The following is a 23924-nucleotide window of genomic DNA, read 5'->3' as shown; positions in this document are numbered from 1 at the left end:
GCTGGTGGGAACTCCTTGGGTAAAGGTCAGGGCCTGACGAGGACTTGGTCCTCCGGCCGCCAGTGGGCGATGACGGTGTCGCCCGCCCGGACCTCGGGTGTGGCGCCCGCGGGCCGCACGGCGCAGCCGGATGTCCCGTCGCCGTAGGTCAGCTCGACGCGTTCGTGGGTGCCGTAGAACGACACGTCGGCGACATGAGCCTCCGTGGTGTTGCGGCCGGTCGGTACGTCATCGGGTTTGGGGGTGACTCCCAGGAGTTCGGGCCGGACGACGAGTTGGAGAGAGGCCGCGGGCGCGGCGGGCGGATCCGGGGCCCGCCAGTTCTCGTTCTGCCACCGGTAGACGCCGGCTTCGTAGGTCCCGGCGAAGAGATTGGACTCGCCGAGGAACTGGGCGACGAAGTGCGTTCCCGGCTCCCGGTAGAGGGCGGCCGGGGTACCCACCCGTTCCAGGCGCCCCTCGTGGAAGACCGCGATGCGGTCCGACAGCGTCATCGCCTCGTCCTGGTCGTGGGTGACGAAGACGAAGGTGAGCCGCAGTTCGTCGTGCAGGCGCTTGATCTCGCGCTGGAGCGACTGGCGCAGTTTGCGGTCCAGCGCGCTGAGCGGTTCGTCGAGCAGCAGGACGCTGGGGGAGAACACCACGGCACGGGCCAGCGCGACGCGCTGCTGCTGTCCTCCGGACAGTTTGTCCGGGCGGCGGGTCTCCAGACCGCCCAGGTCGGTGAGTTCGATGACCTCGGCCACCCGGCGGGCCGTCTCCTCCTTGCCCACCTTGCGTTCGCGCAGGGGGAAGGCGATGTTCTGGGCTACCGTCAGATGCGGGAACAGGGCGTAGTTCTGGAAGACCATGCCGAAGTTCCGCCGGTGCGAGGGGAGCGCCGACACGTCGCGGCCGTTGAGCAGGATGCTGCCCTCGGTCGGCCTGGTGAAGCCGGCGATCATGTTGAGGGTGGTGGTCTTGCCCGAACCGCTGGGTCCCAGCAGGGTGATGAACTCGCCCGGGGCGATGTCGAGGCTGACGTCGTCCACGGCGTTGCCGCCGGAGCCGTACTGCTTGGTCAGCCCGACGAGTTCGATCCGGCCGCCCGCGGTGGAGAGGCCAGGCTCGGGTGTACCGGGCTCGGCTGTACCGGGCGCGAGGGTAGCGGCGGCGGGCGCGCCGCCGCCCGGCTCGTACGGAGCCTTGGCTGTCCTGCCGAAATCGGGGAACTTCACCGTTTGCCCGCCTTTCCGCGGCGTACGCCCGCTGTCTGGGCGAGCAGGATCGGGATGCTGACCAGGAGGACCATCACGGTGGAGGCGGCCGAGATGGTGGGGTCGATCTGGATGGTCACGCTGTTGAACATCTGGACCGGGAGGGTGAAGGCGCCGGGAGCCTGGAGGAACAGGGCGACGACGACCTCGTCCAGTGAGGTGACGAACGCCAGCACCGCGCCGGACAGGATGCCCGGCAGGGCGAGCGGAAGGGTGATCCGGCGGAACACCGAGAAGGGTCCGGCGCCCAGGCTCGCCCCGGCGCTGCGCAGCCGTGGGTCCATGCCCTGGAGCCGGGCGGTGACGGCGATGACCACATAGGGGAGTGCCATGGCGGTGTGCGCGAGCATGATGCCCGCGAGGGTTCCGTTGAGGCCCAGCCGCAGGAAGGCGGCGAAGACCACGAGGGCGACGAGGATGTTGGGCACGATCAGCGGGGAGAGCAGCAGTGCGGTGAGCGCGCCCCGGCCGCGCGGGCCGAGCCGGGCCAGGCCCAGTGCCGCGGCCGTACCGAGCGTGGTGGCCGCGACGGTGGTGACCAGCCCGACCTGGAGCGAGTTGACGATCGCTTCGGTCCAGGCGGGCGAGGTGGCGAGGTTCTCGTACCAGCGCAGCGACCAGCCGTCGGGCGGGAAGCGGAACGTGGTGCCCGAGGAGAAGCTCATCGGGATCACCACCAGGGTGGGCGTCGCCAGGACGACGGCCGCCAGCCCCGTGTAGACCTTGAGCCAGGGCCGCATTCCGGTCCCGCGGCCGTCGGCAGGCCGGCCCGCACCGGCCACGCCGTGCCCGGCGATTGACGCCTGGTTGCCGGTGAGCCGGCGGGCGAGGCCGAGGACGACGAGGGTGACGACGAGGACGAAGATTCCCATCGCGCCGGCGCCGCCGAAGTCGAGTTGGTCCCGGGTCCGCACATTGATGATCTGCGCGATCATGGCGTTCTGCGGCGAGCCGAGCAGCGCCGGTGTGACATAGAAACCGAGGGCGAGTACGAAGACCAGCGAGGTGCCCGCGACCACCCCGGGCATGGACAGCGGCAGATAGATCTTCCGGAAGGCCCGCGCGCGACTGGCGCCCAGGCTCTGGCCCGCGTCCAGCAGCCGCCGGTCGATGTGCTGCATGGCGCTGTACATCGGAAGCACCAGGAAGGGCAGCATCACCTGGGTCATGGACACCGCCACGCCCGTGGTGCTGCCCAGCAGGGTGACGTCGCCGAGACCGAAGGGCCGCAGCAGGCGCTGTACCAGGCCGCCGTCCTGCATCAGCACCAGCCAGGCGTAGTTCCGGGCCAGCATGCTCGTCCAGAACGGCACGAGGACCAGCGTCACCATGAGCGCCCGCGCGGCGGGGCCGACCAGCGTCATGGCGTAGGCGTAGGGGTAGGCGATGAGGAGTCCGACGACCGCCACCACCAGCGCCACCAACAGGGTCCGCCCGAGCACGCCCAGGGTGTAGCCGTCGGTGAAGAGCCTGGCGTAGTTGCCGAGGCCGGTGTCGGGCTCGGTGACGCTCTGGAACGCGACGTTCAGCAGCGGCAGTACGAACAGCAGGGTCAGGGCGATGAGCGCGGGCAGCAGGAGCAGCAGCCCGGAGGCGCGTTCCCGCCCGGGGGTCCCCCGCGCGAGACGCCGCGTGGGCGGGGCCGGGCGCGGGGTGACTCGGGTCGTCATGGTGGTCAGCCGACCTTCCATTCGGTCCAGCGCTCAAGCACCTCGTCCGTGTGCTCGATCCACCACTCCTTGCTCTGCTCGGTCAGCCGGCCCCGGTCGGGCAGGAAGGCGTTGAAGGACTTCTGGCGGTCGGAGTAGTCGACGGAGTTGATGTCGATGTCGACGCGGGCCGGGGCGGTGCCGGTGAGCTTGGCGTACTCCTTGGCCTGCTCGGGTTCGACAGCGAACGCGATGGCGTCCTGCGCCAGCTTGCTCCGGGGGGAGCCCTTGGGGATGACGAGCGCACCGATGTCGGTGGTGTTGAAGTCCCAGACCGCCTTCAGGTTGGCCCCGCTGTCGGCGGCGGCTATGGCACGGGCGGTGACGGTGATGACCATGCTCGCCTGCTTGTCGACGAGCATCTGCTGGACCGCACCGTAGCTCGGGGCGAAGATCAGCTGGCTCTTGATGGTGTCCAGCTTGCGGAACGCGCGGTCCACGTCGAGCGGGTAGAGCTCATCGGGCTTGACGCCATCGCTGACCAGCGCGGCTTCCAGCAGTCCGTTCTTCGGGTAGTCGAAGACGATGCGCTTGCCGGGGAACCCCTTGGTGTCGAAGAAGTCCTTGATGGTGCTGGGCTTCTTGCCCGGGAAGAGGTCCTCGTTGTAGCTGAAGACATTGGCGAACCGGTAGGTGGGGACGAAGCAGTCGCCGGTGGTGCCCTTGGGGAAGAGGTCCCGGTCGAGATCGGGATGGTCGAGCTTCTCGTACAACGTGCCGCAGTAGGCGCCCGCGTAGATCCAGCTCATGTTGGCCAGGTCCCAGATGGTCCGCCCCGACTTCACCATGGCGCGGACCTGCGCGGGATCGGCGGGGCTGACGTTCTTGAAGGCGGTGTCGGTCGCCGCGGTGAACGGTTCCTGGAGGGCTGTCTTCTCGTCCTCCTGGAACTGTCCTCCGGTGCTGGCCCAGGTCAGCGTCCGGTCGTCGTCGGATCCACTGCCGGAGCCGCAGGCCGTGAGTGTCAGGGTTCCCGCCGTGACCAGCGCGAGGAAATAGCGTGTCCTCATGATCTAGCCTTTCTCGTGTGGGACACCCGTTGTGTCCCACACCCGTTGGAGCAGACCGTGGTCACGGGGATCTCGCGCGGTCCGCCGGCCGGGGCCGGGGGACCGCGCCGGTACTAGCCGGTCTCCACGTCGTGTGCGAGCGGGTTTCTCATCTCTCGTTGGATCGTCGCGGCGCCGGTCAGCAGGGCCTTCGCGACAGGACTGTCGTTGCGCTCCGGAACGAACTGCGAGATCCCGACCACCGCGAGAGTCGCCACCACCAGGCCGTTGGCGTCCCGCACCGGGGTCGCCACAGCCCGTACTCCCTCGTCGACGCTGGCGCGGACGGCGATACCGGTACGGCGCACCTCCGCAAGCTCGTCCTCCGTCGCGTCCGCCAGTTGGGCGCCGGGCCGGAAGCGGTGGAAGGACTCGTCGCGGAAGGCCCGGAAGACCACGGACTGGGCCGTGGAACGGCGCAGCACACTGCCCACCCGGATCGACACGTGGGCGGTACGGCCGGAGTCCTCGCAGACCTGGGCCACGACGGGGGCATGGCCGTTCCAGATCCCCAGGACTACTGTGTGCCGCACATGGACGCTGATCTCTTCCATGATCGGGCGGGCGAGGTCGATCACCCCCAGCCGGGAGAGGGCCGTGGTCCCCAGCTCGGCCAGCAGGGCGCCGAACTCGTACGAGGTGCGATCGCGGCGCTGGAGCAGTCCGTGGTTCTCCATGGACGCCAGATAGCGATGGGCGGTTGACTTCCCGACCCCCAGTTCCTGCGCGGCGGTGGCGAGGTCGATGGTCTCGCTCCCGCTGAGCAGTCTGAGGACCTGAACGGCGCGCGCGATCACCTGGATGTCCCCGGTGGAGGACTCGGTCCCGGTGGTGGAGGACTCCCGCTGCGCAGAGGCCATCAAGGTCTCCTTCGAAGTTGTTCCGCATTGTGGTTTCGCTGTTCGACTATGCGGTACAGCGGACTTTAAAGCGCCCCTGTCCCTCGCTGTCAATGCGTCTGCCAGTTTTCGAGAATGTTTCTTTGGCGCATATCAACCCCTTGACAGCGGAGCGCGGCGGATCCTAGCTTCACTGCATTCCGCATACCAGGATGCACATCCCGTATCGCGCAACGCACTGTCGTCGCAACGGGTAGGCAGCCGCCCCTCACTCACGAAGGAGCGCGGTCCATGCGCATGCTCGAAAGACTCGGCGAATCGGCCGGCCCGCCACTGATCGGCACCTGGATCAAAATCCCCGCCCTGGAGACCGTCGAACTGCTGGCCCACGCGGGCTACGACTTCGTCGTGGTGGACATGGAGCACAGCCCGATGACACTGGAGGCCGCCTACCGGACGACGACCGTCGCCCACGGTCTCGGCATGCGGGTGCTCGTACGCGTCCCCGACCGCGGCGGCAGTCATATACAACGGGTCCTCGACATGGGGGTCGACGGCATCCTCGTCCCCCATGTGAGCAGCGCCGAACAGGCCGCCGAAGCGGTCGGTTCCATGCTCTTCCCACCCCGTGGGACACGGGGACTCGGCACCACCTCCCGCGCCGGGACCTGGGGACTGTACAGCACCGCCGACTACCTGCGGCGCGGGGACGAGGAGACCCTGCGCATCCCGCAGTTGGAGGACCTGTCCGCACTGGAGAACGCCGAGGCCATTCTCGACACCCCCGGGCTGAACGCGGTCTTCCTCGGCACCGGCGACCTCACGCTCTCCAGCGGACTCACCCCGGGCGACCCGCTCCTGGCACGCCTCACCGGCGAACTGCTGCGAGCGGCCGCCGCCCGTGGTGTTCCCTGCGGGACTGCCGTGCGGGACGCCCCTGCCGCCGCCCGCGCCGCCGAACAGGGCTTCTCCTACGTGATGGTCAGCAACGACGCCCACATCTTCGGCGACGCCGCCGCCCGGCTCTGCCGGCAGGCCCGCAGCCAGACACACCGCCCGGAACCCCGGTCCTGAGAGGACACCCATGGTCTACCACCCCGGCGACGCCCGGTCGGCGCTGCGAACCGCCCCGACCGCAAGCCCGAGCACCGGAACCGACAGCCCCCGGCAGGCCGCCGAGGCCGACTACGTACGGTTCTACGAACTGCCGCCGACCACCCGGGACGACAACGCCCACACCTGGTACGCCCGCAGCCAGCATCTGGTGACCGGCTACACCCAGATCACCGGCGAGACCGTCCTCGAACACCCCGGCGGCCCCGACGAGCACGCCCTGCTCCTGCCCGAGGACACGGTCGGCGCCACGATCGAGTCGGGCGGCGAGAGCACGGAGGTCTCCGGGCACACCCTCACCTTCATGCCCCCGGGCCCCGCCACCCTCACGCTGCGCGGCACCGGCCGGGCCGTCACGATCGCCACCACCCGGTCCGAGGCACTGGCCGCCAGAGCCGCCAACGCCGGCTCGTACGAGCAGCCGCATCCCCACGTGGCACCGCTGATCCCCTGGCCGGAGCCCGCCGGCGGGTACCGCGTCCGCACCTACCGGCTGGACGTCCCCAGTCTGGAGAACCCGCCGTTCCGTATCTTCCGCTGCTCCTCCTTCATGGTGAACGCCCCCCGGCCGCGCACCGGCCCCCGCGACACCACCAAGATGTCGCCCCACTCCCACGACGACTTCGAGCAGTGCTCGCTGATCATCGACGGTGAGTTCGTCCACCATCTGCGCTGGCCGTGGACCACCGACCTTGGGCAGTGGCGGGAGGACGACCACGAGCACTGCGGCGCGCCGTCCCTCACGGTGATACCCCCGCCCGTCGTGCACACCAGCCAGGCCATGGGCAAGGAGACCAACCACCTCATCGACCTCTTCGCCCCGCCCCGCAGGGACTTCTCCCTGATGGCGGGCTGGGTGCTCAACGCGGACGAGTACCCGATGCCGGACGACCCGGAGCCGGCCCGATGAGCCGACTCGACGGGGCGCTGCCGGGACCGCCCACCGCCGAACAGCGCAGCCTGCACGACGAGATCGCACTCGGGCGGCGTGCGGAGCACCCGCCGGCGTTCCCGCTCCTCGACGACCGCGGGCTGCTGAACGGGCCCACCCGGGCATGGCTTCTCCAGCCCCGGCTCGGGGCGGGGCTGGAGAAGCTCGGAGCGGCGATCAGCTACGACATGACCCTGCCGGCCCGCTGCCGGGAGGCCGTCATCCTGACCGTGGCACAGCACCACGCGAGCCCCTTCGAGCTGTACGCCCACCGGTTGGCCGCCGTCCGGGCGGGGCTGACCGGGGCGGAGACCGGGACGCTCTGCGCGGGACACCTGCCGGAGACCACCGACACCCGCGAACGGACCGCTGTCGAGGTGGCCCGGAAACTGCTGGAGACCGGCGGCCTGGACGACGCCGACTACGCGGCGGCGGACCGCGTCCTCGGTGCGCCGGGTCTGTTCGAAGTCACCACCCTGGTGGGCTTCTACACCCTGATCGCCCTCCAGCTGAGCGTGTACGCCATCCGCCCGCCGGCAGAGGAGCGGACCTGATGGGTGCCGAACAGTCCGCGTCCGAGCCCGAATCCACCGGTGTCGTCATCATCGGCGGCGGCTTCGGCGGCATCGCCGCCGCCGTCAGACTGATACGGGCCGGCGTCGAGGACTTCGTGATCCTGGAACAGTCCGAGGGCCCGGGAGGCACCTGGTGGGACAACCGCTATCCCGGCTGCGAGGTGGACATCCCCTCCCACGCGTACTCCTTCTCCTTCACCGACCACGACTGGCCCCGCACCCACGCCACCCAGCCGGAGCTCCAGCGATACGCCGAGACGGTCCTCGACCGCTTCGGGCTCCGCGCCAGGCTCCGGCTGGGGACCCGCGTGGAGTCGGTGACCTGGGACGAGGAGAGCGGCCGGCACCGGGTGCGGACGGCACGGGGCGCCGGGTACCGGTGCCAGTTCGTCATCAGCGCCGTAGGACTGCTCAACGTGCCCCGCTACCCGGACTGGCCCGGTCTCGACGGCTTCACCGGAGACTCCTTCCACACCGCGCGATGGGACGAGAAGGTCCAACTGGCGGGCAGGCGCGTCGCGGTGGTGGGCACCGGATCGACGGCCGTCCAGATCGTGCCGGTGGTGGCGGACAGCGCGGCACGGCTCTACGTCTTCCAGCGCGAACCCGGCTGGGTGGAACCCAAGGGCGAACGCGCCTTCACAGAGGCCGAACGCGCCCGGTTCCGGCGCAGCCCGCTCCACCGGCGCCTCTACCGGCTGCGGCTTTTCCACGAATCGACGCGGCGCTTCCGCGCGTACGACGCCGGCGGCCGGGCCCAGAAGCGGATGCGGGAACTGTGCCTGCGGTATCTGGAGACGTCCGTCCAGGACCCCACCACCCGCGCCGCGCTCACCCCGGACTACCCGTGGGGGTGCAAACGGCCGATCTACGCCTCGACCTACTACCCGGCGTTCAATCAGGACCATGTGACGCTGGTGCCGCACCCGGTACGTGAGGTCACCGCCACCGGCGTGGTGGACAGCGGGGGCGAGGAACACGAAGTGGACGTCCTCATACTGAGCACCGGATTCCAGCCCACCCGCTTCCTCTCGTCCTTCACCGTCACGGGCACGGACGGCAGGGAGATCCAGGAGGCGTGGGGGGACCGCCCCCGGGCGTTCCTCGGGGTGACCGTGCCCGGCTTCCCCAACTTCTTCATCCTGTACGGCCCCAACACCAACGGCGGCTTCTCCATCATCGCCCAGCTCGAACGCCAGGCAGACGTGGCCGCCCGTGCCATCCGTAAGGTCCGCCGCCGCGGATGGAAGGCGGTGGACACCCGGGAGCGCGCGCTGGAGCGCTATGTGCGGTGGCTGGACCGCCAGTTCGACCGCCACGCGTCGGCGATGGAGGCAGGATGCAACAACTACTACCACGCACCCTCAGGAGCCAATGTCACCCAGTGGCCCCGCACACATCTCGCCTACTTCCTGCGCTGCCGGGCACTGCCCCGTCTCGGGCTGACGTTCCGCCGGCGCTGAGCCCCGGCCGGCAACTCCTCGATCAGGTGGCCGACTTCGTATCCGTTCGGGTACGCGCCGCTTCGAAGGCCGCCCGGTCGGCCGGGGCAGCCCGAGGCAGCAGTGTCCCGTCGACGTGCGTGTCGACCCGCTCGTTGTAGAAGCAGACGAGCCCGGCGATGGGCGCCAGTTGGCGGGTCGGGAAGTCGTAGGACCAGGCCAGGTCCTTGTGGGTGGCCGTGCCGGTGTCCGCCGACCAGTAGGCGCTCGTCCGGCCCTTGTACGGGCAGGCGGTGACGGTGTCGGAGGGCACCAGGCGCGTGAGGTCGGCGTGCGTACGGTCGAGGTAGTAGCGGGTCGGCAGGCCGGTCTCGAACACCATCACCGACGAGGGCGCGTCCGCCAGCACCACGCCGTCCCGCTCGACACGCACTGGCCGGCTCGAACGGAGCGCGTCCACCCGGGTGTAGGGGTTCCTCGGGTGGACGAAGACCTCCTCGTCCTCCTCGAACCACGCGTCGAGCGCGTCCCACTCGAATCGGACCGTGCCTGCGAGGTCTCCTGGCGCGTCGTCGGCCCACACCCACGCGGCGGCGGGCCGCGAGACACCGTCGGCCACCAGCGCGTGCCGCCGGGCCGTGCCCGGTGTGAGCCGTTGGACGTGCTCCTCGTCGCGGAGGGCGCCCTCGGCCACGTCTTCGAGCGGGATGCTGTACTGCGGGTAGCCCGGCCATTCCCATACGTACCGCGCCCGTACGGTATCGAGCACCGCACGCCCGCCCACGAAGGCGCGGATGCGCCGGGGGACCGGCTCGACATGGCCGACCGGAGCGATCGGCCGGGGATGACCCGGCGCGGTGTCCGTCATGGGTACTCCTGGCTCGGAGGCGGTGGTACGAGACCTCGTCAGCGTCGCAGACCCGCAGCACGACCCGGGGCAGGCGGTGAGTCCCGGAGAGTCGGGACACGCGAGGGTGACCGCGCGTTCTGTCTCCGCCCAGGCAGCCCGACGAGGAGGCAGAGGCAGCCCGACGGGCCGGGCTCGGCCGTCAGGACGGGGCGGACTCACGACGGCGGTGAGCGAGGGAACCTTCCGCAACATGCTCCTGGTCCGCAGCACGTACGCCTGCTGCGCCTCCTGCTGCGGCTGCGCGGCCACGATGGCGCCGCTGAGCCTTCCCGCGGAACCAGGTCTCCCCGGGCTCGCCACCCGAACCCCACCGCACGCGCTCCGTGATCCATACGCTCGCCGACGAAGCTCTCCGCCAACGGCACTTCGACCGTGTGCACAAGACGGTCAGTCACAGCAACCTCCAACAGATCGAGCGGCTGGGGATTGCAGCGAAGACAAGTCCCGCCCAGACGGCGGACGTTGATCGGTGAGCCACGCCCGGGGAACGGCGACCCGCGGATCCCGATCGACCCGGAGCGACGTCAGTTCTCCTCGCGCAGGCCCCACGGGGAGCCGTACGCGGTGAGGAGGTCGAGGAACGGGCGGGGCGGCAGGGCCTCGGGGCCGAGGACCCCGCTGCCGGTCCATACGCCGCCGGCGATCAGTTCGAGGGCGACGACCGGATTGATCGCGGTCTGCCAGACCACGGCCTGGGAGCCGTACTCGCGCATCGACCACTGGTTGTCGACCACGTGGTACAGGTACACCTCACGCACGGCACCGTCCTTGACGCCCCTGACCCAGGTGCCCGCGCAGGTCTTGCCGGTCATGCGGTCGCCGAGCGTGGCCGGGTCGGGCAGACAGGCGGCGACCACGTCACGGGGCGAGACCTGGACAGGACCGCCCCGGCCGGGGACCGTGACCTCGGCGGTGGAGTCCAGGCCCAGTTCATGGAGCACCTTGAGCTTGGCGATGAAGTCGTCGCCGAGGCCGTACTTGAACGTCACCCGGCGCGCGTCGACCCAGCGGGGGATCAGCAGCACCTCCTCGTGTTCCACGTTGACGCACTCCACCGGGCCGATCCCCTCGGGAAAGTCGAAGACCTCCGGCTCGCTGAACGGCGCCGTGGTGAACCAGCCGCGCTCCTTCTCGTAGATCACCGGCGGATTGAGGCATTCCTCGATGGTGGTCCAGATGCTGAAGGACGGGGCGAAGTCGTAGCCGTCGACGGTCAGATCGGCGCCGTCCCGGACGCCGATCTCCTCGATCTCGTCGAAGAGTTCGTCGGCCGCGTACCGTGCGAAGACGTCCGACAGGCCCGGCTCCACGCCCATGCCGACCAGGGCCAGGCGGCCCGACCGTTCCCACTCGCCGGCCAGCTCGAACTGCCCGTCGCCGAGCTTCACACCGCAGCGCTCGTAAGGGTGGGTGCTGTGCGGTGAGGACAGGGACATCGCCATGTCCAGGTAGTGCGTGCCCGCTGCCAGGGCGGCCTGGAACAGCGGCATGACGAACCGCGGATCTGTGGCGTTGAGCAGGACGTCACACGAGTTCTCGACGAGCGCCCGGCGCACCGCTTCCTCGTCGGAGGCGTCCAGGCGCCGTGCGCTGAAGCGGTCCCCGTGTTCCCCCAGCGCCGCGACGGCCTTCTCGGCGCGGGAGAGGTCGTAGTCGGCCACGGTCATGTGGGTCAGGAAGTCCCGGCGGGCCGCGATCCGGCTGATGGCGGTTCCGACGCCGCCCGCGCCCACGAGCAGTACACGCATGTCGCACACCCTTCGCCCCCGCAGGCGGGCGCCTGTCGGGTACCCCGATGCAACGGGACGGCACCAGCTAGGGTCAACCGTGTTGGCATAAGACGGGCGACTGCCAGGGAGCAGGAGAGGAACGCGATGCCGAAGCAGGTGGTGCCGGAGGAGGCGCGACGCAGGCGCCGCCCGACCAGGCAGGGCTCCGTACTGTCCGAGACACTGATCGTGCACACCGCGCTGCGGGTGCTCAGAGAGCACGGCGGTACGGGACTGACCGCCCGCCGGCTGGGCACCGCCCTCGGCGCCGACCCGAGCACCCTCTACCGGTACTTCGAGGGTATGGACGATCTGACCCGGGCCATCGGCGAGGAACTCATGGGACGGGCGCTGGACAACTGGACGGCCACGGGGCACTGGCAGGCCGACCTGCGCGCCCTCGGGCTCGCGATCCACTCCTCCTATCTCGCGCATCCGCAGGCCGCCGTACTGACCGCCAGCCGGGTCACCGGCCGGCCCCGGGAGATCGCGGTGGACGAAGCGATCCTCGGCATCCTGCGCGGCGCGGGTTTCCCCGACGCCACGGCAGTCCGCGTCTACCACGCCTTCATCGACTCAAGTCTGGCGTTCGCAGCCCTGGACGCGGGATCGCTGGCCCTCACCGACGAGGCCCGCGAGAGGGACGAGGAGATGTGGAGCTCGACGTACGCCCGGCTTCCCGCCGACACCCACCCCCATATCGCCGCCACCGCGCGACTGCTGGCCGGCCGCATGACACACAGCGCTTACCCGGTCGTCCTGGACACCCTGCTGAACGACGCGGCGGCGCAGCTCACGACGACAGAGCCGCGGCTCGTCCCCCGTAACGAGCACCACGCCCAGGAGGCCCTGCCAGATTCAGCAGGGCCTTCGTCCGTCAGCCGGCGGGCGCCTGGTCCCGCCCGGCCACGGTGAAGGAGTACGACACCGCGAAGGGGGCATGGCCGTACGTCACGGTGATCGTTTCGCGGGGCTTCGCGCGCAGCGCCGCCACATGGAGGGTCGCGCTGAACGTCTTCGAGTTCTTCCCCGTCTGCGTGACGGTCAACGGCTTCGCGCCGTGGTCGCCCACGCGTACCTCGACCGTGCCCTCGCCGAGGGCTTCGGCGTCCAGGTTCAACGGTGCGGCCAGCTCCACCCGGACCGTCTCATCAGCCTTCACGACCTTCGCGGGAGAGCGGTCGTGAGCGGTCACCTTCAGGTGAGTCTGGTCAGCCGCTCGCCATGCCAGTGACTCGTTCCAGGCGGTGTTGAAGGCGACCCATCCTTCGGTGTGCCCGATATCGCCCATCTCGGGGTCGAAGGGGTAGAGCCCGTTCTTCGGGCTGCCGTCGAGCACGCCCCGCTCGCCCTCCAACAACCCTGCTCCGCCGTAGTATTCGGAATACCACCCGTGTTCCACGCCCTCGAATCCGTCCTTCTCGCTGGGCGCGTCGTAGGAAGCGTGGCGCCCCGCCGGGTTGCGGCCGAAGATATTGTCGACCTGTGCCGTGGCGACCTCACGGAGTCGGCCGGCCAGCGGGTCGTTTCCCAGAAGGCGTGCCGCCGCGAGTGCGGGCGCGGAGAAACCGGCCACGTTTCCCACCTCGTTGGGATCGTCGGCACCGCCGCCGGTGAAGGCGGGGATGGTCCAGCGGTCGTCGGAGTAGCGGCGGAAGTCCCAGAGATTGTCCGAGCGTTCGACGGCGATCCGGGCCCAGTCCCGCACGAACCGGGTGATGCCCTTGGGAGCCTGGTCCGGATACGCCTCGGCGAACTGCACCAATCCCGTGATCAGTACGTGCTCGCTCTGCCGCTGCCCCTTGGTGACGCGCGGATCCGTGACATCCAGCTGGTCGACCAGCCAGGATGCCTGCTTCTGGGCGGCTTCGAGATAACGGCCGGCGTCATCGCGGCCCTCACGCTTCGCCACCTCGTACATCATCAGGTTCGGCCACACCGAGTGCCCCGGCGCGAGCTCCCCTTTACCCGTTCCCACCTGCGTATAGACCTGGAGCAGATTCCCGGTGTGAGGTGTGAGCGCCTGCCAGGAGTACCGATCGCGGGCAGGGTCGTCCCAGGTGGCGAAGAGATGGGCGGTGGCACGCTCGTACACCGAGACGGGGATGTATTTCTCCAGCCGCGGATAGGCATGGACGAAAGCGGCGAGCTGCTCCTTGAGTTGAGGGTCGTTCACGTCCTCCTCCAGAAGCACTTCGACGCCCCAGTGAATAAGACGCACGATCTCTGGTGTGCCTTCCGGCAGTGTCACCGGAAGCCCCTTGTAGACAGCGCTGTCCACGTGGATCCGGTCGAACGCGCTGGGGTTCGCCGAATACATGTCGACGAGTGTCTGGATCTCCTTGGAGTACTGCGACGCGTCGCGCCAGGCCACCCCCTTCATGCACTCACGCGGCCCGTACTCATCGCTGACCGGGTCGGCTGTCTTGCGCGTGTAGTCGCCGAAGTAGCACCGACTGCCCGACATGAATTCGATGGCGCGCCGATAGGAAACCCGCTCGGTCCAGTACGCGCCGATGCCGAAGGGTACCGATGCGCCCACGCCCGCTTTCCCTGTGACGGTGACGACGAAGTCACCTGTGTCGCGTGGGTCGAACGCGGTGAGATCGCCTATGCCGTTCTTGATCTTTCCTCGGTGCCTGACGACACCGGAGGCATCGGTGACCGTGAACCTGGCACCGTCCTCCGCCCGTGGCGCGGTGAACCGCTTGGACTCGCCGAGACCGAAGCCGCTCTGGTTGAGCAGCACGGGCTGCGCGGCCATGGGATCTCCTGCCGCCGCACCGGCGGAAACCGGATCGGTCGCGGCAACAGCCGCGCCTGGAACGGCTCCCAGGATGAGCGCACCCACGGCTACCAGCAGACGGACCTTCATGGGCCACCTCTCTTTTCGATGGAAGGGAAGAAACGCGCGACGTCACCGGGGGTTCTCCGCCACCACGGCGACTTCGCCCGCCGCGATGGTGAGAACGCCCGGCGAACGGGTGGCTGACAGGAGATCGACTCCTGTCGTGGCCACCCGCGCCGGGTGATCGGTGTGGTTCACGGCGAAGAGCCAGGACCTGCCGTCGGGGGTGCCGCGGCGGGTGACTTCCACTCCACGACCGGCGCCCGGGACCGGAGTCGCGCAGCCCGCCTGTGCGGCCCACCGGGGAAGGAGCCGCAGGAGGGAGGCGTGGTCCGGGCGGGTGGCCAGGTAGCGGGTGGTGCCGTGGCGAAGGACGGCCGGGCCGCCCCGCGCGGGTCCGTCGGCGAATCGGCTCTCCACTTCCGTATCCGGGTCGGGCAGCACACGCTCGGCCCACAGCAGGCCGATCGAGCCGTCGTCCAGACCGACGGACGCTCCCGCGGCGAGCGGCAGATACTCGTCCACCCGCAGGCCGAGCAGGTCACGCAACTCGCCCGGATACGGGCCGGGGTGGACGCGGTCGTGCGGGTCGGCCACTCCGCTGAACGGGCCGACGACCAGCTGGCCGCCGCGGGCCGCGTAGTCCTCCAGCGCCCTGGCGGTGCCGGCCGACAGGGCGTAGAGCGAGGGCACCAGCAGCAGGCGCTGTTCCCCGGGTTCCCCGGGGCCGGACACCAGGTCGCAGGAGAGCCCGAGTTCCCACAGGGCGCGGTACCAGTCGCGGAGAACGCCGGTGTACGTCATGTCGCCGCTGGGCCGGTGGGGCAGTTGGAGGGCCCACATGGCTTCGTAGTCGAGGAGCAGGGCGATGTCGGCCGGCGCACACGTGCTGCCGGCGATGTCGGCGAGGGCGGCCACAGTGGCGCCGAGCGCCTTGGTCTCCCGCCAGACGCGGGTGTCCTCACCGCCGTGAGGAAGCATGGCCGAATGCCACTTCTCCGGCCCGTACGCGGACTGGCGCCACTGGAAGAACAGCGCGGCGTCCGCGCCGCGGGCGAGGTGGGTGAGCGTGTTGCGGGCCATCTCCCCGGGGGTTTTGGCGATGTTGCGGGGCTGCCACTGCACGGCGGATGTGGAGTGCTCCATGAGCATCCAGGGCTGCCCGGCCGCGAGACCGCGGGTGAGGTCCGCGGCGAAGGCGAGGTCGGCGGCGCGGTCCGGATCCTCGGAAGAGAGATAGTGGTCGTTCGAGACGATGTCGACCTCGCGCGCCCAGCGCCAGTAGTCGCTCCAACGAAGCGAGCTCGCCATGAAGTTGGTGGTGACGGGGCGGCCGGGGGAGTGGGCGCGCACGATGTCGCGCTCGGCCCGGAAGCAGGCCAGATGCGCGGCGTCGCTGAAGCGGCGGAAGTCCAGCCACAGTCCCGGCGAGAGGCTGCTGGTGCTGGGCCGCGGCGGAGTGACCTGTGCCCAGTCGCTGTAGCGCATGCCCCAAACGGCAGTGCCCCAGCGGTCGTTGAGAGCGTCGAGGCCGTCTCCGTACGTGGTGCGCAGCCAGGAGCGGAAGGCGTCGGCGGAGATGTCGCACCAGCAGTGCGGGTTCCCGTTGGCGTACTCGTTGTTGATGTGCCACATCACCACGGCCGGGTGGTCGCCGTAACGCTCGGCGAGCCGGCGGGTGATCACGGCCGCGCGTTCCCTGTAGGCGGGGGACGAGGGACAGTACGCCTGCCGGGAGCCGGGCGCGACCGTTCGCCCGTCGGCGGTCACCGGCAGTGATTCGGGGTGCGCGTGGGAGAACCAGAGAGGTGGTGCGGCGGTCGGCGTGGCCAGGTCGACGGCGATGCCCGACTCGTGGAGAAGGGCGATGACCTCGTCCAGGCCCGAGAAGTCGAAGGCGTCCGGGGCGGGTTCGATCCAGGACCAGGCGAAGACACCGAGGGTCACCAGGTTGACGTTGGCCTCGCCCATCAGGCGGACATCGTCCTTCCACGTCGCCCTCGACCATTGCTCCGGGTTGTAGTCGGCGCCGAAGGCGGGGCGCGGGATTCGGTTCCATGCGAGGTGCGGCCGGTCGGATCGCGGCATGCGAAAGCTCCTGGGCTATGAGCGGCGAAGTGCGGGATCGACGGGGCGGCGCAGTACCCATCCGCCGGCGGCCCTGGGCAACGGGCGGCTGGTCCACGAGAGCGTGCGGGAGCGACGACTGGACGCCGGCGGGCGGAGCGCGTCATGCACGACGGCCCGTCGCGGTGACCAAGGCAGGTGCTGGAGGCGGCTGTTGATGCACCGTGAGCGCGCTCAACCTAGGCTGGCCGCACCAGGCTGTCAACGGCCGGAAAACATTGCCGTCACACCCTTGACGCTCTCCCGCAACGTCCGTACGTTCCCTGGTCATACGTAGAAGCAAGTGCCCCGGAGCCTTCTTCCGTCATTGCTCATACGTATGAGCAACTCTCTGTGCGCAGCCCCGCCCTAACGACCAGCCAGGAGTCAGCCATGCCCACGAGAAGAGTCTTCCTAGCGCGCACCACCGCCGCGGCCGTCACGATTCCCCTCGGGGCGAGTGCCTGCACGGCAGGAACGGGCGGGTCCGGGGCGGGCGGCACATCGGCGAAGTCACTCGTGTTCGGCAAGACCGACGGAGGGACGACGTTCGTCCGCAACTACAACATGTTCGGCCCCGCCACGCAGAAGTCCCCCAACAGCGAGATGATCTACGAGCCGCTGGCCCGGATCGACTACAGCGACGGTGCGAAGGTCAAGCCGTGGCTGGCCAGGAGCCTGGAGTTCGACGAGGCCGGCACCACGCTCACGGTAACGCTGCGCGATGATGTGACGTTCTCGGACGGCAAGCCGATGACCGCCGACGACGTGGTGTTCTCGCTGGGCATCCCACTGGAGGACCCCTCGTTCAACACCGGTGGCACCACCTACGAGCGCGTGGTCAAGAAGGACGCCACGACCCTCACTCTCCACTGGAAGCAGCCTGCCTTCAGCGAACTGGGTCAGCTGGCCTCGATCATGGTTCCGGTCGTGCCCAAGCACATCTGGGCGGGGAAGGACCTCAAGAGCTGGTCCAATCCCGACCCGGTGGGCACCGGCCCCTTCACCCTGGAGCGGTTCGCGGCTCAGCAGGTGACCCTCCGCGCCAGGGACGACTACTGGGGCGGGAAGTTCGCCTTGAAGGAGCTCAAAGTCGTCCCGACCAGTGGCGACGCCGTGCGGGCCCAACTGCTGCGCGGCGAAGTGGACTGGGCGCTCATCGCCTGGAACGGCGCCGAGAAGGAGTACGAGGCGAAAAACCCCGAGCATCACCTGTATCAGAAGTACGCGACCGGCGGGACCTACGCTCTCTTCTTCAACACCGCCAAGGCTCCCTTCGACAACGTCCATCTGCGGCGGGCGCTCGCGATGACCATTCCGCGCAAGGACATCGTCACCATGCTGGAGCGTCCCGGCACGGAGGCGGGACCCACGGGACTGGTCGATGAGGTCTTCGCCGATGTGATCCTGCCCGAGTACCGGAACAAGGTGCAGGCGGTGGACGCCGCCGGGGCGCAGAAGGAGCTGGCGCTGAGCGGCTTCAAGGTGCGGGGCGGCAAGCTGGTCAAGGACGGCAAGTCCTACGCTCCGAGGCTCTCGTTCAACCAGGACTACGGGTGGGACCCGTATGCCAACATCATGATCCGCAGCTGGCAGAAGCATCTCGGAATCACGGTGAAACAGGTCGGTGCCCCCAGTGCCAACCTGTACGAGCAGCAGCAGGCCGGCGACTTCGACCTCACCATCAACTTCACCACCGGCGGCGGCGTCGCCGGCGTCTACAGCGGGCTGAGCAGCCGGGCCCACCGCCCGCTGGGTGAGAAGGCCGCCACCAACTTCGGGCGGTGGAAGGACCAGGCGACCGACACCTCGCTCGGAAAGCTGCTCGGGTCGAACGAACCCGCGGTGACGAAGAGCGCCGGGGAGGAACTCCAGAGGATCGTCGCGGACCAGGTGCCGTACAGCCCCATCTACAACAGCTACTGGTTCATAGCCATCAACGCCTCGCACTGGGAAGGCTGGCCCACCCCCGAGCACTTCACGCACGTGCCGTTCCCGGGCCTCGGCCCCGACGCCACACTTACCTTGATGGACCTGAAGCAGGCCGCCAAGTGACTGCGGCGGCTGTTTCCGCCGCGCCCGCCGCGCGCTCAGCGAGGGTGCCCCGCCGCTGGCGGTTCCTGGCACGCCGCCTCGGCTTCTATCTGGCCGCCGCATGGTCGGCGATCACTCTGAACTTCTTCCTGCCGCGGCTCATGCCGGGCGACCCGTCCGCCGGCATCGTCGACAAGCTCCAGCGGGTCAGCGGCCAGCAGCTGTCGCCGAGCGCCCTGGAGTCGATCCAGAAGGTCTTCGGCGAACCGGACACCAATCTCGGCCGCCAATACATCGACTACCTGGGCCAGTTGGCGCACTTCGATCTCGGTGTCTCGGTCAGCAACTTCCCCACGCCGGTGAGCGACCTGCTGTGGCAGGGGCTGCCTTGGACCATGCTTCTGGTCGGATCGACCACCGTGATCGCGTTCGTCCTCGGTACCGGCATCGGCGCCGCCGCGGGCTGGAAGGCGGGCAGCCGCTTCGACACCGTGGTCAGTCCGCTCACCACGTTCGTCTCGGCCATCCCGTACTTCTGGATGGCGCTCATCGGACTGTGGCTGTTCGGCTTCCAGCTGGGCTGGTTCCCGCTGTCCGGCGGATACGACGCCGACCTGCCGATCGACTTCTCCCCGTCGTTCCTGCTCAGCGTGTTGCACTACGGGGCGCTGCCCGCCGCCACCATCGTCTTCTCGGCCTTCGGCGGCTGGCTGCTCGGCATGCGCAACATGACGGTCACCACCGTGCGCGAGGACTACGTTCTTCTCGCCCAGGCCAAGGGCCTGTCCAACCGCAGGGTGATGCTCCGCTACGCGGCCCGCAACGCCGTCCTGCCGAACTTCACCGGCTTCGCTCTCGCCCTCGGTCACGTCGTCGGTGGCGCCCTGCTCACCGAGGTCGTCTTCAACTACCCGGGTGTCGGCTATCTGCTCTTCACCTCGCTCCAGCAGCGCGACTACCCGGTCATGCAAGGAGTCTTCTTCCTCATCATGCTGACCGTTCTGCTGGCCAACCTGCTGGCCGACTCGGTGTACGCCCTGCTCGACCCGCGCATCAGAGAAGGAGGGTGACGGGAGTTGAGCACCGCATTCCTCACCAGCTGGAAGGTCCGCATCGGCCTGGGTATCCTGGCCTTCTTCTGCCTGCTCGCCGTGTTCGGGCCCTGGCTGGTGGGCACCCTGCTGGGCCTCGACCCGCGCGAGAACGACACCAGCGTCATCGCCCAGCCACCCGGCGCCGCCCACCTCCTGGGGACCAACCAGTTCGGGCAGGACGTCCTCGCCCAGGTCGTCGCCGGGGCACGCGGGTCGATGTACGTGGGGCTCCTCGGCGCGGTGGTCGGCACGGCGATGGCGATCCTGATCGGAGTACCGGCCGGGTACTACGGCGGCAAGGTCGACGCCGGCCTGAACTTCCTGACGAACCTGTTCCTCGTCCTGCCCGTGTTGCCTCTGATCCTCATCGTCGCCGGCTACCTGGAGGGCACGGGAATCACCACCATCGCCCTGATCATCGGCTTCTTCGGCTGGTCCGGCGGCGCCCGCACGCTGCGCGCCCAAGCGCTCAGCATCGCCAACCGCGACTTCGTACGCGCCATGCGGATGCTGGGCGAGCGGGGCCGCAGGCTGGTCTTCGCCGAAGTGCTGCCCCATCTCACCGGCCTCATCGCCTCGATGTTCCTGCACGCGATGATCGGCGCGGTGATGGCCGAGGCGGGACTCGCCTTCCTGGGCATCTCCGACTCCTCGGCGATCAGCTGGGGAACGATGATCCAGTCGGCGCAGCAGCAGAGCGCCGTGCTGCGCGGCCTGTGGTGGTGGTTCGTACCGCCCGGCCTGTGCATCGCCCTGATCGGTACGGCCTGTGCCCTGGTCAACTTCGGCGTCGACGAGATCGCCAACCCCAAACTGCGAGTTGCCCGCCCCGTCTCGGTGCGGCGCGCCAAGCGGCTCGCGCGAACAGGCGGTGGGGCGTGATGGCCAGGTGCCCCGTCCCGCCGCGCCCGACGACCGTTCCGACCGGAGGTGGATCCCGATGACCGTACAGGCCGAGCAGCACATGCCGTCCAAGACCTCCGCCGGACAGGCTGTCCTTGAGGTACGCGGCCTGACCGTTCAGTACGCCACCGGTGGCGTACCCGTTCGCGCCTGCTCCGACGTCTCCTTCACCCTGCGCCGGGGGGAGATCCTCGGCGTGGCCGGGGAGTCGGGCTCCGGGAAGTCGACGCTGATCACCGCCCTGACCCGGCTCCAGCGACCGCCCGCCGTCACCACCGCGGGAGAGATCCTCTTCCATGGCCGCGACGGTGCCCCGCCCGTCGATCTCGTCGCGCTCGACGGCAGGCGGATGCGCCGCTACCGGTGGACCGCGCTGTCCATCGTGCTGCAGTCCGCCATGGACGCGCTGAACCCGGTGATGCGGATCGGTGCCCAGTTCGCCGACGTCCTGCGGGCCCGCGACCGCTCGCTGAGCAAGCGGGACGCCTGGGCGCGGGCCGCCGAACTGCTCGCCCTGGTCGGCATCTCCGCCGACCGCGTCCGCGACTACCCGCACCAGCTGTCCGGCGGTATGCGCCAGCGCGCCGCCATCGCCCTGGCCCTGGCCTGCGGGCCCGAACTGGTGGTGATGGACGAGCCGACAACCGCGGTCGACGTCGTGATGCAGCGCCAGATCCTCGCTCAAGTGCTCAGGTTGCGGCGCGAGTTGGGCTTCGCGGTCGTCTTCGTCACCCACGACCTGTCGCTGTTGCTCGAACTGGCGGACCGTATCGCCATCATGTACGCCGGCCGCATCGTCGAGGTGGGCGAGGCGGCGGCCCTCTACAGCGCCCCGAAACACCCTTACACCCAAGGGCTGCGCGACTCCTTCCCGCCGTTGCACGCCCCGCTGCGCACCCTGCGCGGCATCCCCGGTACCCCGCCCGACCTGCGCCGCCCACCGGTGGGCTGCCCCTTCCACCCGCGCTGCGCACAGCGGATGAAGGGGTGCGAGGAACGGCTGCCGGCCCTGCTGCCCGTAGGGCCGAAGGCAGGGCACGAGGCGGCGTGCCTGCTCAACGAGACCGAGACCGAGACCGACAGCGGCGAGACGAAAGGCGCGATCCTGTGAGAAAGGTCCTGCGCGACAAGGTGTCCGAGGCGGACGCGCCGGAGTACGTGCTGGAAGCACGGGACGTCTCCAAGCACTTCACCGTCCGCGGCCCCCTCGGCGGCACGTCCCTCGTCCGCGCTGTCGAGGATGCCACCGTCCGCCTGAAGCCCGGTCAGATCCTGGCGCTGGTGGGGGAGAGCGGCAGCGGCAAAACCACTCTGGCCCGCATGCTGGCCCGCTTCCACGAGCCGACCCGGGGTGAGATCGTGCTCCGGGGCGAGACCGTGCGCGGCAACCGGCGGGCACAGCGCACCTACCACTCCGAGGTGCAGTTGATCTTCCAGGACCCCTTCGGATCGCTGAACCCGCTGCACCGTGTCCGCTACAACCTCGAACGTGCGCTGCGCCTGCACCAGCCGCACCTGACGGCCCAGGGGCGGAAGACGCGGATCACCGAACTCCTGGAACGCGTCAGCCTCACTCCGGCCGCGGAGTTCGCGGCGAAGTTCCCCCACGAGCTCTCCGGCGGGCAGCGCCAGCGCGTCGTCATCGCCCGCGCACTCGCCGTGGAGCCCAAGGTCCTGCTCGGCGACGAACCGATCTCCATGCTGGACGTGTCGATCCGGCTGGAGATGCTCAACCTCCTGCAGGGACTGCGTACCGAGGACGGCCTCGCGCTGCTCTACATCACGCACGACATCGCCAGCGCCCGCTATCTGTGTGATGAGATCGCCGTGATGTACGCAGGACAGATGGTGGAGTCAGGCCCCAAGGAGGAAGTGATCGCGTCCCCGCGGCACCCGTACACCAAACTGCTCATAGAGTCCTCGCCGGACCCCGAGCGCGGCGTGGGGGACCGCGACAAGCTCTTCGCCGGAGCCGACGAACTGGGCGAGCCGCCCAGTCTGATCGACCCGCCAACAGGCTGCCGGTTCCACCCCCGTTGCCCCTTCGCGATGCGGGAGTGCGCCGTCGAGGCCCCGCCGCGCACGGAGTTGGGCGACGGGCACTGGGCGAAGTGCTGGCTGCACGCCAAGGGCCGGGCCGGGGAACTCGCCGAGACGACACATGCCGCGGCGACCGCCGCCCGGCGGGAGAAGCTCCAGGGGGCATCATGACAGCGCGACGACGGGGCAAGGCACCCAGCCAGGCGGACGTGGCACGGCTGGCCGGGGTGTCCCAGTCCGCGGTGTCCCGCGTGATCAGCGGGAACGCGGCGACCGCGCGGATCCCGGAAGAGACAAGACAGCGGGTCTTCGAGGCGGTGCGAGAGCTGGGCTACGTCGCCAATCCGGCGGCACGGGCCATGCGCAAGAAACGCAACAACCTGCTGGGGGTGCACACCTTCGAGCGTGTGTTCCCCCGCGCGCACGAGGACTTCTACTTCGAGTTCCTCCTCGGCATCGAGGAGCGGGCCGAGGAGACCGGCTTCGACCTGGTGCTGTTCACCTCGACCGGGTCCGGCACCGACGGCGAACGCCAGATCTACAAGGACGGCACCAATCGGCTCAACCTCGCCGACGGCAGCATCCTGTTCGGTGTCGCCGCCGACCGCGGTGAGCTGGCGCGCCTCTGGTACGAGGGCTATCCCTTCGTTCACATCGGCCGCCGCGACGTACCCGGCGCACAGATCCCGCAGATCGTCCCCGACTACCACGCGGCGAGCGGACAGATCGTCGAACGACTGGTGCGGCACGGCCATCGGCGACTCGGCTACATCCGTGAGTGGCTGCAGATGGAACCGTACGAGGACCGTCGCCTCGGTTACGCGGAGGCGGTCGAGCGGCTCGGACTGACCGATGTCTCGCCGGGGTTCCACGGCGCTGTGGACATCGAAGGGCCGTGGCTCGATGAGGTGGCGGGCGGCGCGGTGACCGCGATCGTGGTGGAGTCCGTGCGGCTGGCGGAGTCCCTGCGCGGCCAACTGGCCGCGCGCGGACGGAAGATCCCCGACGACGTGTCCGTCGCCGTGCTGGAGGCGGCGCCCGCGGACCTGTCCGGACAGTGGGACTCCCTGGTGATTCCCCGCGTCGAGATCGGCCGGCTCGCCGTGGACCGGCTGCAGGCCATGCTCGACGACCCCGACCTGCGCACCAGCAGCCTGATGGTGCCCTGCCCGCTGATTCCCGGTACCACCATCGCGGACGCGCGCGAGTAGGCCCGAACAGCCCTCGCCACCCCACAACCCCGGACGCGCCGGCACCCGCGCGGCGCCGTCCGTCGGTCCCGGCTGCCCCGACGCCGACGACCGAC

At 69.4% G+C, this 23924-nt stretch carries 19 protein-coding genes; 11 read left to right on the top strand and 8 right to left on the bottom strand.

Features of this window, described 5'->3' with window-relative positions; genetic code table 11:
* Positions 1–26: 26 nt before the first annotated feature.
* The 4 genes from OIE74_RS00630 to OIE74_RS00615 form a co-directional block, all read right to left on the bottom strand.
* Positions 27–1217 (bottom strand): ABC transporter ATP-binding protein, encoded by a 1191-nt coding sequence (locus OIE74_RS00630; protein WP_329377221.1) that lies wholly within the window; start codon positions 1215–1217, stop codon positions 27–29.
* Positions 1214–2926 carry an ABC transporter permease subunit gene (locus tag OIE74_RS00625; RefSeq protein WP_329377219.1) on the bottom strand — a complete coding sequence of 571 codons (1713 nt, stop codon included), beginning with the start codon at positions 2924–2926 and terminating at the stop codon, positions 1214–1216. The genes OIE74_RS00630 and OIE74_RS00625 overlap by 4 nt, the downstream gene beginning before the upstream one ends.
* A gap of 5 nt (positions 2927–2931) precedes the next feature.
* Positions 2932–3975, bottom strand: coding sequence for an extracellular solute-binding protein (locus OIE74_RS00620; protein ID WP_329377217.1), 1044 nt, complete (start codon positions 3973–3975; stop codon positions 2932–2934).
* A 113-nt stretch (positions 3976–4088) separates the two neighbouring features.
* A complete protein-coding gene (locus OIE74_RS00615) occupies positions 4089–4874 on the bottom strand; it encodes an IclR family transcriptional regulator (protein WP_329377215.1) in 786 nt (261 codons plus the stop codon).
* Between the two features lie 270 nt (positions 4875–5144).
* Here OIE74_RS00615 and OIE74_RS00610 point away from each other — a divergent pair, with 270 nt between their 5' ends.
* The 4 genes from OIE74_RS00610 to OIE74_RS00595 are packed head-to-tail and all read left to right on the top strand — an operon-like array spanning position 5145 to position 8935.
* Positions 5145–5927, top strand: a complete 783-nt coding sequence (locus tag OIE74_RS00610; protein ID WP_329377213.1) for an HpcH/HpaI aldolase family protein — start codon at positions 5145–5147, stop codon at positions 5925–5927.
* A gap of 10 nt (positions 5928–5937) precedes the next feature.
* On the top strand, positions 5938–6876 hold the full coding sequence (locus OIE74_RS00605; protein ID WP_329377211.1) for a hypothetical protein: 939 nt from the start codon (positions 5938–5940) through the stop codon (positions 6874–6876).
* Positions 6873–7451: a carboxymuconolactone decarboxylase family protein gene (locus tag OIE74_RS00600; RefSeq protein ID WP_329377208.1), complete on the top strand. Its 579-nt coding sequence runs from the start codon at positions 6873–6875 to the stop codon at positions 7449–7451. Before OIE74_RS00605 ends, OIE74_RS00600 begins: the two co-directional genes overlap by 4 nt.
* Positions 7451–8935 carry a flavin-containing monooxygenase gene (locus tag OIE74_RS00595; RefSeq protein ID WP_329377207.1) on the top strand — a complete coding sequence of 495 codons (1485 nt, stop codon included), beginning with the start codon at positions 7451–7453 and terminating at the stop codon, positions 8933–8935. The genes OIE74_RS00600 and OIE74_RS00595 overlap by 1 nt, the downstream gene beginning before the upstream one ends.
* A gap of 22 nt (positions 8936–8957) precedes the next feature.
* Here the strand turns inward: OIE74_RS00595 and OIE74_RS00590 are convergent, their stop codons facing one another.
* Positions 8958–9782 (bottom strand): DUF427 domain-containing protein, encoded by an 825-nt coding sequence (locus OIE74_RS00590; RefSeq protein ID WP_329377204.1) that lies wholly within the window; start codon positions 9780–9782, stop codon positions 8958–8960.
* 566 nt (positions 9783–10348) lie between these two features.
* Positions 10349–11572, bottom strand: a complete 1224-nt coding sequence (locus OIE74_RS00585) for a saccharopine dehydrogenase family protein (RefSeq protein ID WP_329377202.1) — start codon at positions 11570–11572, stop codon at positions 10349–10351.
* A 126-nt stretch (positions 11573–11698) separates the two neighbouring features.
* Between OIE74_RS00585 and OIE74_RS00580 the strand changes: the two genes are divergently transcribed.
* On the top strand, positions 11699–12508 hold the full coding sequence (locus tag OIE74_RS00580; RefSeq protein ID WP_329377200.1) for a TetR/AcrR family transcriptional regulator: 810 nt from the start codon (positions 11699–11701) through the stop codon (positions 12506–12508).
* Here the strand turns inward: OIE74_RS00580 and OIE74_RS00575 are convergent.
* Positions 12471–14357 carry a hypothetical protein gene (locus OIE74_RS00575; RefSeq protein ID WP_329377198.1) on the bottom strand — a complete coding sequence of 629 codons (1887 nt, stop codon included), beginning with the start codon at positions 14355–14357 and terminating at the stop codon, positions 12471–12473. The genes OIE74_RS00580 and OIE74_RS00575 overlap by 38 nt on opposite strands.
* 153 nt (positions 14358–14510) lie before the next feature.
* Entirely contained in the window at positions 14511–16529 is a 2019-nt protein-coding gene (locus tag OIE74_RS00570) for a beta-galactosidase (protein WP_329377196.1), read from the bottom strand.
* A gap of 411 nt (positions 16530–16940) precedes the next feature.
* On the opposite strand from OIE74_RS00570, the gene OIE74_RS00565 reads away from it, so the two are divergent.
* The 6 genes from OIE74_RS00565 to OIE74_RS00540 are packed head-to-tail and all read left to right on the top strand — an operon-like array spanning position 16941 to position 23829.
* The gene (locus tag OIE74_RS00565) at positions 16941–18602 is read left to right on the top strand and encodes an ABC transporter substrate-binding protein (RefSeq protein ID WP_329377194.1); all 1662 of its coding nucleotides are present in this window, start codon (positions 16941–16943) and stop codon (positions 18600–18602) included.
* Positions 18603–18646: 44 nt separating this feature from the next.
* Positions 18647–19651 (top strand): ABC transporter permease, encoded by a 1005-nt coding sequence (locus tag OIE74_RS00560; protein WP_329392117.1) that lies wholly within the window; start codon positions 18647–18649, stop codon positions 19649–19651.
* A 6-nt stretch (positions 19652–19657) separates the two neighbouring features.
* On the top strand, positions 19658–20557 hold the full coding sequence (locus tag OIE74_RS00555) for an ABC transporter permease (RefSeq protein WP_329377192.1): 900 nt from the start codon (positions 19658–19660) through the stop codon (positions 20555–20557).
* 58 nt (positions 20558–20615) lie between these two features.
* Positions 20616–21689 (top strand): ABC transporter ATP-binding protein, encoded by a 1074-nt coding sequence (locus OIE74_RS00550; RefSeq protein ID WP_329377191.1) that lies wholly within the window; start codon positions 20616–20618, stop codon positions 21687–21689.
* On the top strand, positions 21686–22789 hold the full coding sequence (locus tag OIE74_RS00545) for an ABC transporter ATP-binding protein (protein ID WP_329377189.1): 1104 nt from the start codon (positions 21686–21688) through the stop codon (positions 22787–22789). Before OIE74_RS00550 ends, OIE74_RS00545 begins: the two co-directional genes overlap by 4 nt.
* Positions 22786–23829, top strand: coding sequence for a LacI family DNA-binding transcriptional regulator (locus OIE74_RS00540; protein WP_329377187.1), 1044 nt, complete (start codon positions 22786–22788; stop codon positions 23827–23829). Before OIE74_RS00545 ends, OIE74_RS00540 begins: the two co-directional genes overlap by 4 nt.
* The last annotated feature ends 95 nt before the right edge of the window (positions 23830–23924 follow it).

The sequence above is a fragment of the Streptomyces sp. NBC_01716 genome (assembly GCF_036248275.1).
Taxonomy (GTDB): Bacteria; Actinomycetota; Actinomycetes; order Streptomycetales; family Streptomycetaceae; genus Streptomyces.
The sequence above is the reverse complement of the archived record's forward strand: the minus strand, read 5'-3'. Positions and strand labels throughout refer to the sequence as shown.

What these genes read in the sequence shown, in the direction of transcription:
- OIE74_RS00550 (WP_329377191.1), top strand. Translation starts at nt 20,616, where the DNA reads ATGACCGTACAGGCCGAGCAGCACATGCCGTCCAAGACCTCCGCCGGA.
- OIE74_RS00565 (WP_329377194.1), top strand. Translation starts at nt 16,941, where the DNA reads ATGCCCACGAGAAGAGTCTTCCTAGCGCGCACCACCGCCGCGGCCGTC.
- OIE74_RS00610 (WP_329377213.1), top strand. Translation starts at nt 5,145, where the DNA reads ATGCGCATGCTCGAAAGACTCGGCGAATCGGCCGGCCCGCCACTGATC.
- OIE74_RS00615 (WP_329377215.1), bottom strand. Translation starts at nt 4,874, where the DNA reads ATGGCCTCTGCGCAGCGGGAGTCCTCCACCACCGGGACCGAGTCCTCC.
- OIE74_RS00575 (WP_329377198.1), bottom strand. Translation starts at nt 14,357, where the DNA reads ATGGCCGCGCAGCCCGTGCTGCTCAACCAGAGCGGCTTCGGTCTCGGC.
- OIE74_RS00600 (WP_329377208.1), top strand. Translation starts at nt 6,873, where the DNA reads ATGAGCCGACTCGACGGGGCGCTGCCGGGACCGCCCACCGCCGAACAG.
- OIE74_RS00595 (WP_329377207.1), top strand. Translation starts at nt 7,451, where the DNA reads ATGGGTGCCGAACAGTCCGCGTCCGAGCCCGAATCCACCGGTGTCGTC.
- OIE74_RS00580 (WP_329377200.1), top strand. Translation starts at nt 11,699, where the DNA reads ATGCCGAAGCAGGTGGTGCCGGAGGAGGCGCGACGCAGGCGCCGCCCG.
- OIE74_RS00590 (WP_329377204.1), bottom strand. Translation starts at nt 9,782, where the DNA reads ATGACGGACACCGCGCCGGGTCATCCCCGGCCGATCGCTCCGGTCGGC.
- OIE74_RS00540 (WP_329377187.1), top strand. Translation starts at nt 22,786, where the DNA reads ATGACAGCGCGACGACGGGGCAAGGCACCCAGCCAGGCGGACGTGGCA.
- OIE74_RS00620 (WP_329377217.1), bottom strand. Translation starts at nt 3,975, where the DNA reads ATGAGGACACGCTATTTCCTCGCGCTGGTCACGGCGGGAACCCTGACA.
- OIE74_RS00625 (WP_329377219.1), bottom strand. Translation starts at nt 2,926, where the DNA reads ATGACGACCCGAGTCACCCCGCGCCCGGCCCCGCCCACGCGGCGTCTC.
- OIE74_RS00570 (WP_329377196.1), bottom strand. Translation starts at nt 16,529, where the DNA reads ATGCCGCGATCCGACCGGCCGCACCTCGCATGGAACCGAATCCCGCGC.
- OIE74_RS00605 (WP_329377211.1), top strand. Translation starts at nt 5,938, where the DNA reads ATGGTCTACCACCCCGGCGACGCCCGGTCGGCGCTGCGAACCGCCCCG.
- OIE74_RS00585 (WP_329377202.1), bottom strand. Translation starts at nt 11,572, where the DNA reads ATGCGTGTACTGCTCGTGGGCGCGGGCGGCGTCGGAACCGCCATCAGC.